The organism is Rufibacter sp. DG15C (assembly GCF_001577755.1).
Taxonomy (GTDB): domain Bacteria; phylum Bacteroidota; class Bacteroidia; order Cytophagales; family Hymenobacteraceae; genus Nibribacter.
This window is the reverse complement of record NZ_CP010776.1, coordinates 1,050,680-1,066,305: the sequence shown is the minus strand read 5'-3', so window position 1 is coordinate 1,066,305 and position 15,626 is coordinate 1,050,680. Positions and strand designations below refer to the sequence as shown.

Sequence of the window (15,626 nt, the reverse complement as noted above, 5' to 3'; positions counted from 1 at the left end):
CTTAGTTATTTTGAGCAGCCACAATGGCGGCGCGCACGCTGCCGTGCAGGTCCAGCAGTTCGCGGGCTTTTTCTTCTGAGATGTTGAGCTCTTCCATAATCATGCGTGTGCCCCGGTCTACCAGTTTGTGGTTGGTGAGTTGCATGTCTACCATCTTGTTGCCCTTCACGCGGCCCAACTGGATCATGGTAGAGGTGGTGAGCATGTTCAAGGCTAGTTTCTGGGCGGTGCCAGCTTTCATGCGAGTGCTGCCGGTCAGGAACTCGGGACCGGTCACCACTTCCACCGGGAACTTGGCCACAGCCGCTACCTTGCTGTTGGCGTTGCAGACAATACAACCCGTGGTGATGCCGCGCGCATTACAGGCCTCCAGGCCGCCAATTACGTAGGGCGTACGGCCTGAGGCGGCAATGCCCACCACCACGTCTTTCTCATTGAGGCCGTAGGCGTCCATGTCCAGAATGGCTTGTTGGTCATCGTCCTCGGCAAACTCTACCGCTTTGCGTATGGCTTTGTCGCCGCCCGCCATGATGCCAATGACCATGTCAAATGGCACCCCAAAGGTAGGCGGGCACTCAGACGCGTCTACTACGCCCAATCTTCCGCTGGTGCCAGCGCCAATGTAGAACAGGCGGCCGCCTTCTTTCATCCTGGCCACGGTGGCTTCCACCAGCTTCTCCAACTGTGGAATGGCTTTCTCTACGGACAGCGGGACGGTCTTGTCTTCTTTGTTGATATTGGTTAGCAGCTCATGCACGCTCATCTGCTCCAGATGATTGTAGTGCGAGGCGGTTTCTGTAGTGCTCATAGAACAATCTTTTGTTGGTGATACAGGCTCAAGCCTGCCATGGGACTCTCTAAAATATGGTGTACCCGTACGTTGTATTGCTGGGCTACTTTACGCAAAATGTCCCCGAAGTAAAACGCAATGGAGCCCACAAAGTGCACCGGGTACTGTTGGTAGTCTGGATATTTGATGATGGTCTTCTCAAAGAAATCTGCGAAGCTCTGGAAGATCATCTGGTACACAAACGGGTGCTGCCGGTGATCAAACAGGAACTTGGCAAACGTAGCCATGTACCGGTTGGGGTAGGGTTTTCGGTAGACATGATCTACCACTTCGTCCCGGGTGAGGTTGTATCGTTTCTGGAACGCCTCATGGATGTCTGCTGGTAGCTCATTGTTCAGAAAGGCTTGCACAATGCGTTTGCCCATGTAGCCGCCGCTGCCCTCATCGCCTAGAATAAAACCAAGGTTGGGAAGTGCCTCTACAATCTCCTTTCCGTCATACAAACAGGAGTTGGAGCCGGTGCCCAAGATGCAGGCTATGCCCGCCTCTTCTCCGCACAAGGCTCTAGCAGCGGCCTCCAAGTCATGGTGCACTTCAATCTTGCTGTTAGGATAGACTTCTTTGATAGCAGCCTCTACCATGGCCTGCTTGTCGGGCGCACTGCACCCCGCTCCGTAGAAATAAATCTCTTTGGGTTCTACGCCGGGCCACTGCACCAGAAGGCTCTGCTCCAGCATCTGGGCTATTTCTTGCGTGTTCTGGTAGTATGGGTTGATGCCCATGGTATTGGCATCAGCAATGACGCCTTCTGAGGAAATTTGACGCCAGGCGGTTTTGGTTGAGCCACTGTCTGCTATGATGATCATGTATATTTTTTGTGGGGGGGTTTAAAGGGTGAAAGAGCCGAAGCCGCCTAAATTACTTCTTTAATACGCCAACGGCGTCAAACTTGTCAAACACATAATCTGTGTGCGGCGCGTCCTTGAGTTCATCCGTCAAGTCTTGCCCTGCCCAGTGTTCATAATGATTGCCCCTGCGCCACAGCCTGGACTTGGTCACGTCATAAATCACGCCTAGATACGCCACCCAAATCTCGTCCCGGTCCTGTCCGTTTCTGAGGGCCAACTGTGACTTTGTGTATTCTTGAAGTTCCATGGAGGAGGGTTCTATTTATTTCAGTTTCGTTTTTGACCTGTTTTACAGAAAGTAGACCAAAAACGAACTCATTTTCTTACATCCTTGCTTGCGCTTGTATCCATCTGTTGGGCACTTCGCCGTCTGCGGCCATGAGGTAATCCTGGTAGCTGCAGGGTACTATCAAAGGCGAGCGCTGACCAGATAAATCGTCTACCTGCATCCACCATTTTTCTGTGTGGCGGTTTTTGTAGAAGAGCATCTTGTTGGGGTTGTCATGGAAGCCCACGGCGAACCGCAAAAAATGGTTGCTCTGAAAATCTAAGGTGCGCTGGCGGTGATAGAAGCCTTCAATGGCGTACCAGGCCATGGTGGCCACGGTAGTAGCCGTTAAAGAACGCTGGTCAAACTCGGGACGGTAGCCATACAAGCCCAAGGAACTGAGTTGGTCGTTCTGGCCGGCGTACCAGCAGAGTTGGCAAGCCTCTTCGCCGGTGAAGCCAAACGGGTTGGCCTGGCGCTGGCCGGGCGCGTCCTGGTGCCGGATGGCGGCAATGTCAAAGCTAAGCATGTCTGCCTGCCTGATGACCGGTTCCATCTCTTTCATCTGCTGCCGTACCTGGCCTACTCTAAATAACTCAAAGTGAAGTTTTTCTAACGCCGCCAACGTGTCATTGTCTGTGAGGTAAGACTGGTAGCCTAGTTGACTGAAGGTGAACAAGTAATTGGGCTCATGCAGCAGCAATCGGTGCAGATGACTTTCTTCCTGGGGCTGGTCTGGGTTCTCCTCAATATCTAGTTGGCTGTCTACTAGAACCACGCCTATTTTTTTGTGCAGGTGCTCATAGCCTAAGAATTGGCCGTACGTCAAGTCATGCGAACCGCCTAAAAGGATAGGGAATTTACCGGCGTCCACTACCATCTCAATCACTTCTTTCAGGCGCAGATAGGTGTCTTCCAGAGAGATGCCTGGTAGCAGGTTGCCCAAGTCCATTAAGAGCCAAGAACCGGTGCCTTTCTTTAGTTTATAGAGCTGTTCCCGTATCAGGTTAGGGCCTTGGTAGCTCACGTCCTGGTGAGAATGGGCGCCGCGGTATTCGGGCAATCCAATCAAGACTACTTCGGCTTGGCGCCAGTCAGGGAACGTGTGCAGGAAAGGCGCAATGTAGCCGCCCACTGACTTGGCGTCTGTTGGATAGCCGAAGGTGTCTTCTGGTAAGGGCTCAAAAAAGATGGAGAGGTTCATGCAGGGTGTAGTCCAAAAACCAAATTTAGAGAATTATTATACGCCAAAGGAAGCCTTTTTATAGAAGGAACGCCTTCAGCTAGAATTGCACCTAAGTTTTTTTTAATAAGAATTTAGTATAAATTACTGAACCAACTAGACAAACGACCTATGAAAGTGACCCGCGTTTTTGACCTTCTAACGCAACAGGTACAGGAGTTTCCGCAACCGGACTGCCTGGCCGCCAAGATAAACGGAGAGTGGGTGAAGTACAGTACCCAAGAGATGATTGATACCGCTAACAAACTGAGCCTGGCCCTCATCAAATCCGGAATTAAGAAGGATGACAAAGTAGCGCTCATCTCCATGAACCGTCCAGAGTGGATGTTTGCCGACTACGGTATTCAGCAGACCGGCGCGGTGAGTGTGCCCATGTACCCTACCATCACGGTAGAAGATTATCGCTACATCTTAAAAGACTCAGAGACCAAACTGATATTGGTTTCTACCGAGGACTTATACAACAAAGTAAAAGAAGCCGCCAGTGACATACCCGGCATCCAAGAGATTTACACCTTTGACCACGTGCCCGGCGCCAAACACTGGACCGAGCTTTTGAAAATGGGCGAAGGCGAAGACGTAGCTACGCTGGAGTCGTACAAAGCCGCCGTGCAACCGTCAGACTTGCTGTCCATCATCTACACCTCTGGTACCACGGGAGCGCCTAAAGGGGTGATGCTAAGCCATAACAACCTGGTAAGCAACTTCACCAACGTGAAGCCTTTTGTGCCAGTCAACAAAGACCACCGTGCCTTGAGCTTCTTGCCGTTGTGCCATATCTATGAGCGCATGGTGTCCTGCATCTACTTCTCAGTAGGCGTGTCTATTTACTTCGCCGAAAGCATTGAAAAAGTAGGCGACAACCTGAAAGAAGTAAAGCCCGACATCTTTGTGACCGTGCCGCGTCTGTTGGAGAAAGTCTATGACAAGATTGTAGCCAAAGGCTCTGAGCTGACGGGCGTTAAGAAAGGACTGTTCTTCTGGGCGCTGGCCCTGGGGCAGAAGTATGACACCCGCACCTCACCGGGCATCCTCTATGACCTGCAATTGAAACTGGCGCGCAAGCTTATCTTCTCCAAGTGGCAGGAGGCTTTGGGCGGCAACGTGAAAGTAATCGTGTCAGGTGGTGCCGCCTTGCAACCGCGTCTGGCCAGAGTGTTCTGGGGAGCCAACATCAGAATCATGGAAGGCTATGGCTTGACCGAGACCTCACCGGTAATTGCCGTGAACCGCTATGAGCCAGAAAACAACGTGATTGGCACCGTAGGCCCGGTCATCAATAATGTTGAGGTGAAAATTGCCGAGGACGGCGAAATCCTGACTCGTTCTGAGAGCGTGATGGTTGGTTATTACAAACGACCAGACCTCACCGCCGAAGTAATTGACCCAGACGGCTGGTTCCATACCGGTGACATTGGCGAGCTGGTGGAAGGCAAGTTCCTCAAAATCACAGACCGCAAGAAGGAGATGTTCAAGACCTCGGGTGGTAAGTACATCGCGCCGCAGCTAATTGAGAACAAACTGAAAGAATCCTTAGTGATTGAGCAGGTGATGGTAGTGGGTGAAGGGGAGAAGTTCCCGGGTGCGCTCATCGTGCCGGCTTTTGAAGGCCTCCGTGACTGGTGCAAAATCCACAACATCCCTTATACCAAGGATGAGGAGATGATCACCAAGCCAGAAATTCTGGAGAAATACCAGAAGGAAATTGACCGGCTCAATGAGCAGCTGGCCCAGTGGGAGAAAATCAAAAAGTTTGTTCTCTTGCCTAAGCTCTGGAGCGTAGAAACCGGCGAGATGACCCCTAAGCTAAGCATCAAGCGCAAGGTAATCACCAACAACTACCGTCCATTAATAGAAGGTCTTTACCGGACTGCCTAATACTTGAAAGCCCCGCCTAACCGCGGGGCTTTTTTTATGGTTTCGTTTTTGGCCTGGTTTCCGTAAAAGAGGAGAAAACCAGCCGCACCAGGAGAAAAAATTAATTAATTATAGTATGCAAGCATAACAAATTTTTCTATATTTGGTATGTTACTGAATGAGCACCATGAAGGCATCTGAGACCGTAGACTATAATATAAAGGTATGCTGGCACGCCATTGCCCGTATGTACAATACAGAGGCGGCCAAGAATGACATTACCACGTCCATCGGGTTTGTGCTTTTAAACATAGACCCTGAGAAAGGCACGCCGGCCACCAAGATTGCCCCTTTGCTAGGATTGGAGGCACGTAGCCTTACCCGCATTCTCAAGAGCATGGAAGAGAAAGGTCTCATCTATAAGCAGGGAGACACGGTAGACAAGCGGTCGGTGCGTATTCTCTTGACGGAGCTGGGTCTAGAGAAGCGCGAAGTGAGTAGAGTTACCGTGCGCCAGTTCAACAAGAAGGTGCGCGAGTTGATACCAGAAAGTCAGCTGCAGGTCTTCTTTCAGGTGATTGGCCAAATCAATGAGCTCATTGAAAGCAAGAAAGTCTTTTAGTCACCTATAGATACACCTTCCGTTTTTGGCCTGTTTTCCAGAAATGAGGCCGAAAACGGATAGAATCGTTTTGTAAATAAGTAGTAAGCTCAATCATAAAACATGAAAAGAATTATAAAGAAAGTGGCGGTCCTGGGCTCCGGAATCATGGGTTCCCGCATTGCCTGCCACTTCGCCAACATTGGGGTGCAGGTCCTGCTTCTGGACATGGTGCCCCGCGAACTGCTACCCGAGGAACAGGCCAAAGGTCTGACCCTGGACAACAAGCCCGTTCGCAACAGAATTGTCAACACGGCCCTGCAAACGGCGGTCACCTCCAACCCGTCTCCCCTTTACAAGAAAGAGGACGTGCGCTTGATTCAGACCGGGAACTTTGATGATGACCTCAAAGACATCGCATCATGTGACTGGACCATTGAAGTGGTGGTGGAGAACCTCAAAATCAAGCAGTCCATCTTTGAGAAGGTAGAGCAGTTCAGAAAGCCGGGCACGCTCATCACCTCCAATACCTCGGGTATTCCCATCCACTTAATGCTGGAAGGCCGCTCAGAAGATTTCCAGAAGCACTTCTGCGGTACGCACTTCTTCAACCCGCCGCGCTACCTCAAGTTGTTGGAGATTATCCCAACCGACCAAACCGACCCGGAAATCACGGCCTTCCTGTTAAAGTACGGCGACCTGTTCCTGGGTAAAACTACCGTACTGGCTAAAGACACGCCGGCCTTTATTGCCAACCGCGTGGGTATCTACGGCATCATGCAGGTGTTGCACGTGATGGAGAAACTGGGCTTGAACGTAGACGAGGTGGACCGCCTCACCGGCCCGGTGGTAGGCCGTCCAAAGTCGGCTACGTTTAGAACCTCTGACCTAGTGGGTTTGGACACGCTAGCCAAAGTAGCGCAGGGCTTGTACCAAACCGGCGAGACCGATGAGAAGCGCGACCTGTTTCAACTACCTGCCTACATTCAGCAGATGCTGGAGAAGAACTGGCTAGGCGACAAGACCAAGCAAGGCTTCTACAAGAAAACCAAAAACGAGCAAGGCGCCACCGAGATTCTGACGCTGGACCTCAACACCATGGAATACGGCCCTAAAAAGAAGGTCAAATTCCAGAGCATGGAGATTCTCAAGCCCATTGAAGATTTGCGCAAGCGTCTCAAGGCCTTCAGCCAGGTGCAGGACAAAGCCGGCGATTTCTTCCGGGAGACGTCGTATGGCTTGTTCCAGTACGTGACCAACCGCATCCCTGAGATTTCTGACGAACTCTACCGCATTGACGATGCCATGCGCGCCGGTTTCGGATGGGAACTGGGTCCGTTTGAGACTTGGGACATCTTTGGCGTGCGTGAGACCGTGAGCGCCATGGAAGCCGCCGGTTACAAACCCGCCGACTGGGTGTATGAGATGCTGGAAGGCGGTCATGAGAGCTTCTACCGCAGCCAGAACAACCAGCGGCAGTACTATGACATTCCTTCTAAGACCTATAAAGTAATTCCGGGCACCGAGAGCTTCGTGCTGTTGGATGTTTTGCGCGGCACCAACGTGGTTTGGAAAAACGCCGGAGCGTCAATCATTGACTTAGGCGACGGCATCCTGAACGTAGAATTCCATACCAAGATGAATGCCTTGGGCTCTGAGGTAATCCAAGGCCTGATGAAAGGCGTGGATTTAGCCGAGCAGGACTTCAGAGGACTAGTGGTAGGCAATGAGGCCGCTAACTTCTCAGCAGGTGCTAACTTAGGTCTGGTGTTCATGTACGCTCTGGACCAGGAGTATGATGAGCTGAACTTGATGATTCGTCAGTTCCAGAATGCCATGATGCGTTTGCGCTACTCGGCTATACCAGTGGTGGCCGCACCGCACGGCTTGACCCTAGGCGGAGGCTGTGAGCTTTGCTTGCACGCCGACCACGTGCAGGCCGCCGCTGAGTCCTATATTGGCTTGGTAGAATTTGGCGTGGGCTTAATCCCAGGCGGGGGCGGAACCAAGGAATTGACCTTGCGCACCTCCGCTGAGTATGAAGAAGGCGATACTGAGTACAACGCGCTTCGCAACGCCTTCATGACCATTGGTACAGCCAAAGTTTCTACCTCAGCGGCAGAAGCCTTTGATTTGAAATTCCTGCGCCGCGGGGATGGCATCACGCTCAACATCAACCGGCAATTAGCCGAAGCCAAAGCCGCCGCTATTGCCCTGGCAGAGGCCGGGTATACTAAGCCAACGCCTAAGACCAACATCAAGGTGCAGGGTCGTGGTGGATTGGGTATGTTCACGACCGGGGCGTACGCCATGCAGGTCGCCGGTTTTATCTCTGACCATGACCGCAAAATTTCTGAGAAACTAGCCTACGTGATGTGCGGTGGTGACTTGTCTATGCCGTCTGAAGTCTCTGAACAATACCTGCTAGACCTGGAGCGCGAAGCTTTCCTGAGCCTCTGCGGCGAGCGCAAGACCTTGGAGCGTATCAAGAGCATCTTGACTACGGGTAAGCCATTGCGCAATTAATGATGAATGAAACGTGTTGAATAATTAAGGTGCTAGTCGTTTTTGGCCTGTTTTCATGAAAAGAAGCCAAAAACGGTAAGGGGAAAGTAAACCCCCAGCGCATTAAGAATGAACACATTACCAACAAACAGAAAAGAAAATGCAAACTGCCTATATAGTTGCCGGATTCAGAAGTGCAGTGGGGAAAGCGCCCCGCGGCGTATTCCGTTTCACCCGGCCAGATGATTTGGCCGCCGATGTAATCAAGCATTTGCTGGCATCGGTGCCGCAATTGGACCCCGCCCGCGTGGATGACCTTTTGGTTGGGAACGCGGTGCCCGAGGCCGAGCAAGGCCTGCAGATGGGACGCATGATTTCCCTCTTGTCTCTGCCCATCAACGTGCCCGGTGCCATCATGAACCGCTACTGCGGTTCTGGTATTGAGACCATCGCCACGGCGGCCTTCAAGATTCAAGCCGGCATGGCTGACTGTATCATTGCCGGCGGCGCCGAGTCTATGAGCATGGTGCCGGTAGTAGGCTGGAAAACCGTTCCTAACTACAAGATTGCCAAGGAGCACCCAGAGTATTACCTGAGCATGGGCTTAACCGCCGAGGCTGTGGCCAATGACTTCAACGTCAGCCGTGAAGACCAGGACGCTTTTGCCTACGCCTCGCACCAGAAAGCCATCAGGGCCATTGAGGAAGGCCGGTTCAAGGACCAGATTGTGCCCATCAACATAGAGGAGACCTACCTGGATGAGAACGGCAAGAAGAAAACGCGCTCCTACGTGGCAGACACAGATGAAGGCCCTCGCGCCGACACGTCTGTAGAGAAACTAGCCAAGCTGCGCCCGGTATTTGCCACCAATGGTTCTGTGACCGCAGGTAACTCATCGCAGACCTCAGACGGTGCCGCCTTCACCATTGTGATGAGCGAGCGCATGGTCAAAGAACTGAACCTGGAGCCTATCGCGCGCCTGGTGTCGTATGCCGCCGAAGGCGTGGACCCGCGCATCATGGGCATGGGCCCGGTGAAAGCCATTCCGAAGGCCTTGAAAAACGCCGGCATGACCTTGCAGGACGTGGACCTTTTTGAACTGAACGAGGCTTTTGCGTCCCAGTCCATTGCCGTCATAAGAGAATTAGGTATTGACCCAGAGAAAGTCAACCCGAACGGCGGCGCCATCGCCCTAGGTCACCCGCTGGGCTGCTCCGGTGCCAAGTTGAGTGTCCAGCTCTTCAATGAGCTTCGTCGTCAGAACAAGAAATACGGAATGGTGACTGCCTGCGTAGGCGGTGGCCAAGGCGTGGCAGGGATTTATGAGTTGTTGCGCTAGCGCGCAGCAGGTATCAGGTAGCAAGAAAAAAGATGGCTGACAGTTTCAACTAAGTTCTGCCTCCCTTCTTTGTCATCCTGAAAGGATCTCGGTGGCAAGCTAGTCAGGCAATGGCTATGAAACAGCGTAATTACTTTGTCTACATCACGTCAAACCCAACAAAAACCATTTTTTACGTGGGTATGACCAATGATTTGAGCCGAAGGTTATTTGAGCACCGAGAAAATAGAGGAAAGCCAGAGACGTTTGCCGGGAAATACTACTGCTATAAGCTGTTGTACTATGAACGGTTCACTTATGTGCAACACGCCATAGAGACAGAAAAGGAATTGAAGCTCTTGAGCAGGGAGGAAAAAGTAGCTTTGATCAAAACAATGAACCCAAAGATGCTTTTTCTGAAAATAGCTGACTGAGTTACAGTTTGCCACCGAGATCCTTTCAGGATGACAAAGAAAGGGTGAAGAAAGAAATAGCTTGACGGCCGCTTGGCAAGTCATTCAACAGAAAAAGTCTACAATCTAATTACTAGAATCTAGCACCTAATAATATGGAAACTACTAATAAAACCCTAAAAGGCGGTGAGTTCATCATCAAGCAGACCAGCGCCCAGGATATTTTCATCCCAGAGGAATTCTCTGAGGAGCAACGCATGATGGCCGAGACCGCTCAGCAGTTTGTGCAGAGTGAAGTAATGCCTTTAGTAGAGCGCATGGACAACCACGAGGAAGGGCTGCTAGAAGGCCTCATGAAGAAGGCTGGCGAGCTGGGCTTGTTCGGGGTGGCTATCCCGGAACAGTACGGTGGGCTGGACATGGACTTCAACTCGTCGCTGTTGGTGACAGAATCCGTAGGAGCGGGGCACTCGTTCCCGGTAGCTTTTGCGGCGCACACGGGTATTGGGACGCTGCCTATCCTGTATTTCGGGACCGAAGAGCAGAAGGCCAAATACATCCCCAAACTGACGTCAGGGGAATGGACGGCCTCTTACTGTTTGACGGAGCCTGGTTCTGGATCAGATGCCTTGGCCGCCAAAACCAAAGCCATTCTGGACGTGGAAGGTGATAACTTCATCCTGAACGGTCAGAAAATGTGGATTACTAACGCCGGTTTTGCAGATGTATTCATTGTGTTCGCGCAAGTAGATGGCGACAAGTTCACGGGCTTTATTGTGGAGAAAGGCTATGAAGGCCTGAGCCTGGGCAACGAAGAGCACAAGATGGGCATCAAGGGCTCATCTACCCGTCAGGTCTTCCTAACGGACTGCAAAGTACCGAAAGAGAACGTGCTAGGCGAAATTGGCAAAGGCCACTTAATCGCTTTCAACATCTTGAACATTGGGCGTATTAAACTGGCGGCGGCCTGTTTGGGCGCATGTAAGAGCGTAGCCGAACTGTCTGTGAAGTATGCCAACGAGCGCATCCAGTTCAAGATTCCGATTTCTAAGTTTGGCGCCATCCGTCATAAACTAGCAGAGCAGGCCATTAGAATCTTTGCCGTAGAGTCTGCCATATACCGTTGCGGAAACGACATCTACAACAAAGAGCAAGAGCTGCTGGCTGCTGGTAAAAACTACAACGAGGCCGTGTTAGAAGCTGCCCGCGAGTTTGCCGTAGAAGCCGCCATCTTGAAAGTGGACGGTTCTGAGGTGCTGGATTACGTGGTGGACGAAGGCGTGCAGATTTACGGTGGTTACGGCTTCTCTGCAGATTATCCAATGGACCGCGCGTACCGTGATGCCCGCATCAACCGCATCTTTGAAGGTACCAATGAAATCAACCGCATGCTCATTGTGGACATGGTCTTGAAAAAGGCCATGAAAGGCGAACTGGATTTGATGGGACCCGCCGCTGCCGTACAGCAAGAGTTGATGGAGATTCCAGACTTCGGGGAAGAGGACACTACGCTGTTTGCCGCAGAGAAGAAAGCCGTGGAGAAATTCAAAAAGGCTGTTCTTTTAACCGCTGGTACCGCTGTGCAGAAGTTCATGATGACCCTGGACAAAGAGCAGGAAGTCTTGATGTACATAGCCGATATGGCCATTCAAACTTACATAGCCGAGTCTACTTTGCTACGCGTAGAGAAACTGGTAAGCCTGAACGGCGAAGAAGCGACTTCGCGTCAGCTGGACATGGCCCGCGTGGTGATCAATGACGCCGCAGACCGCATCAACAAGGCCGGGAAAGAAGCCTTGGCCGCCATGACCGAACCGGGTGATGAACAGAAGCTGTTGCTGATTGGCTTGAAGCGCTTCACCAAGTTGGATCCATACAACACCAAAGAAGCCCGCAGACGCATTGCCGCGGAAATGATCAAAGCCAACGAGTACGTGTACTAAGACACAGGATTCAAGACATAAGACGCAAGACTTCTCTTGAATTTAAATACAAGCGTTTTTGGCCTGTTTTGGCTAAAACAGCCTAAAAACAGAAAGCCCCGCCAAGTAGCGGGGCTTTCTGTTTTATAAATCCTCTGGTATACAGATTATCCTCTGCGTCTTTCCAGAAGAATCATCATAACCAAGCTTAGCATGATGCGCTCCTGTTCGCCGGCTTCTAATTCAGCTTCTTTGGTGACCGTGAATCTTCTGCCAAAGAAGCTTTTCTGCTTTTTAAGCGTGGCTATGAGCGTACCGTCTGGTCGGGTGACCGTGTAGCTTGGGTTGAAGAAGTAACCCGTGAAAATACCCAACAGCGGAATCTGGCCCATCAACGCATCGCCTACGCGTATCCAGGCATTGCCTTCTCTTATGGTAAAATCTTGCTGCTGGTATTGGTCAAATACCTCGTAATGGGCTTTCCACATGGAGGCCCAACCTTTGCGGGCCACGCGGCCTATCTCTTGTCCATAGGTGTCAGTGAAAATGTAAGCTGCCGAAAAATCAATCCACTGGTTGGCCTTGATGTTGTACAGCGTCTCTGCCTGTGATTCGTCTTTAAAAACGGTGACCTCCTCTACAAACTTGAAGAGCTTCTGTTTGACGTAGCTGACCGTCTGGCCGTTGGCGTCTTTCACCGTGAAGTCATTGGCCAGCGTAGAGATTTTGAATTGAAAGTCTAGGGGGAAATTGAGGTCTTGCATGTAGGGTAGTGGGTGTAGTGCGGGTATAGAATTGTTTGCGAAGAAGTAAGATGGCAAATAATTCCAGACCAAGAAAATAACACTTCCCGCTCATTTACAGACGATGTCGTTTTTGACTCGTTTTGAGTAAAACAGGCAAAAAACGCCCAACCTGTTTTGTGACATGCAAGCCACCTGATAGTTGCTACTAAGAAGGTTTATCCTCGGAGTCTTTCTTGAAGTACCAAGAGTATGATACTCAGCAAGAGTCATTCTTGCTCATGGGGCGTGCACGTTCCTTCTTTGGTTAAGGTGAACTTACTACTCCAAAAAGACTTCTCCTTAGTGAGGGTGGCCAGATGACTACCGTTTGCTTTGGTGACGTAGTAGCTTGGGTTGAAGAAATAGCCCGTTAAAAGACTTATAAAAGGAATCTTGCCTAAGATGGTGTCCTGTAACCTTAACCATGAACTCGGCTTCTTTGATGGTAAACACTGGCCGTATATACTGGTCAAGAACGTCATAATGCGCTCTTAATAAGTAATCCCAGTGCACCCTCCCAATGTGCCCAAACAGCAGGTTGTTATGGTCTGTAAACATAAAGGCCGCATAAAATTCCTTTGAGGAGCGGGCTCTAATAGAATAAAGAATTTCCTTTTCTGAGGCATCTTTGTATACAAGGGCCTCGTCTAGAAAAGGATCTATGCTGAGCAAAGAAGATTCTGAGAAAACATCTGAATGCACCTGCTTCACAAAAAAGACTATCTGCCCGTGTGCATCTTTCACCGTGATTTGATTGGACAACGCAGGTGCTTTATAGGTGAATTCTAAAGGGAAGGTGAGGTCCTGCATGACAAGAGAAACGATGAACTCTAGGCGAATAAATGGAAAAGGTTTGCCAAAAACGACTGATTACAATTTATAAGTGATGCGGCTCAAGCGTAGGCCTTTAGAAGACTTGGACGTTCTGTTCACTGCGGTAATGGAGCGTTCGTCTAACCAGGTGGTAAAGTCCTTGGCGAAAGCCACTTGCTGGTCATAGGCCAGTTTCAAGCCGGTTGCTTTGGGAGCGTCAGAAACGCCGGTCAGCAAATGGATAGAGCGGGTGTACAGGTCGGTTTTGCCGTTAAGGGTTTCTAGGGTCAGCAATTGTAGTCGGTTCCCGAAGAGTTGTGAGCGGTACGAGATGCCGGAGAAGCCTTCTGCGGCGGGCGCTTGCTGGTCTTTCTTGATCATGGAGTTCCAGGTGGGTTGCAGGTATTCGCTGTACCCGAAGAGCATCAGGTCCTGGGCGCGGTACTTGCCTTCGGGCCCTGCTTCCAAGAACTTCTTCTCTGTCATCACCACTAGCTGGCCGTCTTTGCTCACCAAAATATCTGACAGGTAGATGTCTTCCAGTTGGGCGGTAGTGGACAGATTGTTGGCCTTAGAGACGCGCTCCAAGAAAGCCGGGGTGAACATAAATTCCTCGGCAAAGCGCATGTTGTTGGTGCGGTAGTCAAAGCGCACCAGTTTCAGGCTACGGTAGGCGCCGGTTTTCTCTTCGGCCACCAGAGCTGCGGCGTACAGGGTGCTGTCCTGCTCCAATTGGAACCTGGTGTCCAGCACGTACACTTTCTCATTGTTGAAGGCACCACCCAGCATCACCTCCATCACCTTGATCTCATTGTCTTTGTTGTTGTAGCGGCGCACGCTTAAGCGCATGGAGTTTTCGGTGAGCAGGGTCAGGTATTGGCTGCCGTGGTTGTCAATCTGTACCTGGGCTGTTAAACTACCGGTGTGCACCGGAAACTCATAGCGTCTTTCCTTGAGCTTGGTAAGTGTGCCGTCATAGACAATGGCCTGGATGCCCTGCAACTGATCGCCCTTCTGTAAATACTGCTGCGTCACCAGCTTGGAACCGTCCTTTGACAGGGAGACAACCAGTTTTCTGGCAGTGCTGGGTGCCTCCATCAATTTCTGCTTCTGGAGCTCTTTGCCGGTGGCCAAATCAATGATAATGGCATAGAGCGCCTGGGTGCCTGGTTCTAGATGGATGCGGTGCGTAATGACCAAGGCCGTTTGGCCCTGTTTGGTAAAGGCTTCTACGGTTTCTTGTGAGGCCAACCCAATAGGCGTGGACCACTGTGGCTTCATGTTTTTACCATAGCGTTCTAAGGCGTAAGCGTCTTTCGCCTTCCTGCTCAGGATTACAAAATCTGTACTGTTGACGGCAAAAGATTTCTGCGGAAGCTGCTGGTTGTACTGGTCTTGCTGGGATTCAGAGAAAAATGAAAAATTAGAGGATTTTATACGCTGTGCCCGGGCATTGCCAGAAACGAAAGAAAGCGCGGCGAAAAAAACGATTATAATTTTTTTAAGCATGGCAAAGGAGGTTTAACTACAAATATAGCAGGATTCTACCCTTCTCACCTATTAATTGCCCTCTGTAAACCGCATGGTTGGAATGCTTTTTGCAGTCTAAATAATTAGTAGCTAAATAATTATGAAATCAAATGCGTATCTTTGCCCACGTTTAAGGCAGTTCAGACGGGATTGGCATTAAACAAAGCAAGCAGAGCATTAATTCAATAATCGTCATTTTTTGAAAAAATTTTCCTTAAAACGAAGAACCCAAATGGAAGCAAGCCGTAACTAGTTAGGCTTCTCTGGCGGGGGAAGCGGGAAGGTAGATAGAGAAAAAGAAAGTGATGAATCCTTAACAAAAGGATAACCGGCAGAATCTATTTAAACGCCTTCTGGACCCGTACTTTATTGGAGTGAATGATCAACGTTAACAAGTCGCCTATGAAATTTATTTTTAAGATTTTTGTGCTGGTAGGGATTATAATCATTGGCAAGTTTTTGAAAGAAGATACAAGTAATGCCGTAGTGACTGAAAAATCCCCCAAGGCTGCAGATGTTTATTCAATGAAGGAGACAGCTCCTCAAAACGTAACCACCCAGCAGACCTCTTACATGTTTAACCCAAGTAACTAGAAAAGGACAAAACTGACAGAAACTTTACTTTCAAATCAACCTAATTTTTCCCCCACTCTCCCCCAAAAGAGACCTTGAC

General features: G+C 50.4%; 14 protein-coding genes. 7 read left to right on the top strand and 7 right to left on the bottom strand.

Annotated elements, in window-relative coordinates; genetic code table 11:
* Window position 1: 1 nt before the first annotated feature.
* The 4 genes from murQ to TH61_RS04425 form a co-directional block, all read right to left on the bottom strand.
* Complete coding sequence (gene murQ, locus TH61_RS04440; protein WP_066506355.1) at window positions 2-808, bottom strand: N-acetylmuramic acid 6-phosphate etherase; 807 nt, start codon at window positions 806-808, stop codon at window positions 2-4.
* A complete protein-coding gene (locus TH61_RS04435) occupies window positions 805-1,656 on the bottom strand; it encodes an N-acetylglucosamine kinase (RefSeq protein ID WP_066506354.1) in 852 nt (283 codons plus the stop codon). The genes murQ and TH61_RS04435 overlap by 4 nt, the downstream gene beginning before the upstream one ends.
* Before the next feature lie 52 nt (window positions 1,657-1,708).
* Window positions 1,709-1,945, bottom strand: coding sequence for a cytochrome b5 domain-containing protein (locus TH61_RS04430; RefSeq protein ID WP_066506352.1), 237 nt, complete (start codon window positions 1,943-1,945; stop codon window positions 1,709-1,711).
* Window positions 1,946-2,021: 76 nt separating this feature from the next.
* Window positions 2,022-3,170, bottom strand: coding sequence for a formimidoylglutamase (locus tag TH61_RS04425; RefSeq protein ID WP_066506350.1), 1,149 nt, complete (start codon window positions 3,168-3,170; stop codon window positions 2,022-2,024).
* Between the two features lie 150 nt (window positions 3,171-3,320).
* Here TH61_RS04425 and TH61_RS04420 point away from each other — a divergent pair, with 150 nt between their 5' ends.
* From TH61_RS04420 to TH61_RS04395, 6 genes are all read left to right on the top strand, one after another.
* Window positions 3,321-5,087: a long-chain fatty acid--CoA ligase gene (locus tag TH61_RS04420; RefSeq protein WP_066506341.1), complete on the top strand. Its 1,767-nt coding sequence runs from the start codon at window positions 3,321-3,323 to the stop codon at window positions 5,085-5,087.
* Window positions 5,088-5,253: 166 nt separating this feature from the next.
* Window positions 5,254-5,688, top strand: coding sequence for a MarR family winged helix-turn-helix transcriptional regulator (locus TH61_RS04415; protein WP_066512521.1), 435 nt, complete (start codon window positions 5,254-5,256; stop codon window positions 5,686-5,688).
* Window positions 5,689-5,790: 102 nt separating this feature from the next.
* Window positions 5,791-8,193 (top strand): 3-hydroxyacyl-CoA dehydrogenase/enoyl-CoA hydratase family protein, encoded by a 2,403-nt coding sequence (locus tag TH61_RS04410; protein WP_066506338.1) that lies wholly within the window; start codon window positions 5,791-5,793, stop codon window positions 8,191-8,193.
* A 139-nt stretch (window positions 8,194-8,332) separates the two neighbouring features.
* Window positions 8,333-9,511, top strand: coding sequence for an acetyl-CoA C-acyltransferase (locus TH61_RS04405; RefSeq protein ID WP_066506336.1), 1,179 nt, complete (start codon window positions 8,333-8,335; stop codon window positions 9,509-9,511).
* Between the two features lie 116 nt (window positions 9,512-9,627).
* On the top strand, window positions 9,628-9,924 hold the full coding sequence (locus TH61_RS04400) for a GIY-YIG nuclease family protein (RefSeq protein WP_066506333.1): 297 nt from the start codon (window positions 9,628-9,630) through the stop codon (window positions 9,922-9,924).
* Window positions 9,925-10,058: 134 nt separating this feature from the next.
* Window positions 10,059-11,846, top strand: a complete 1,788-nt coding sequence (locus TH61_RS04395; RefSeq protein WP_066506330.1) for an acyl-CoA dehydrogenase family protein — start codon at window positions 10,059-10,061, stop codon at window positions 11,844-11,846.
* Between the two features lie 146 nt (window positions 11,847-11,992).
* Here TH61_RS04395 and TH61_RS04390 read toward each other — a convergent pair whose 3' ends face one another.
* The 3 genes from TH61_RS04390 to TH61_RS04380 form a co-directional block, all read right to left on the bottom strand.
* Entirely contained in the window at window positions 11,993-12,589 is a 597-nt protein-coding gene (locus TH61_RS04390; protein WP_066506328.1) for a hypothetical protein, read from the bottom strand.
* Between the two features lie 342 nt (window positions 12,590-12,931).
* Entirely contained in the window at window positions 12,932-13,420 is a 489-nt protein-coding gene (locus tag TH61_RS04385; RefSeq protein ID WP_066506324.1) for a hypothetical protein, read from the bottom strand.
* A gap of 60 nt (window positions 13,421-13,480) precedes the next feature.
* On the bottom strand, window positions 13,481-14,932 hold the full coding sequence (locus tag TH61_RS04380) for a hypothetical protein (protein WP_066506320.1): 1,452 nt from the start codon (window positions 14,930-14,932) through the stop codon (window positions 13,481-13,483).
* A gap of 423 nt (window positions 14,933-15,355) precedes the next feature.
* Here TH61_RS04380 and TH61_RS04375 point away from each other — a divergent pair, with 423 nt between their 5' ends.
* Complete coding sequence (locus TH61_RS04375; RefSeq protein ID WP_066506318.1) at window positions 15,356-15,547, top strand: hypothetical protein; 192 nt, start codon at window positions 15,356-15,358, stop codon at window positions 15,545-15,547.
* Window positions 15,548-15,626: the final 79 nt, after the last annotated feature.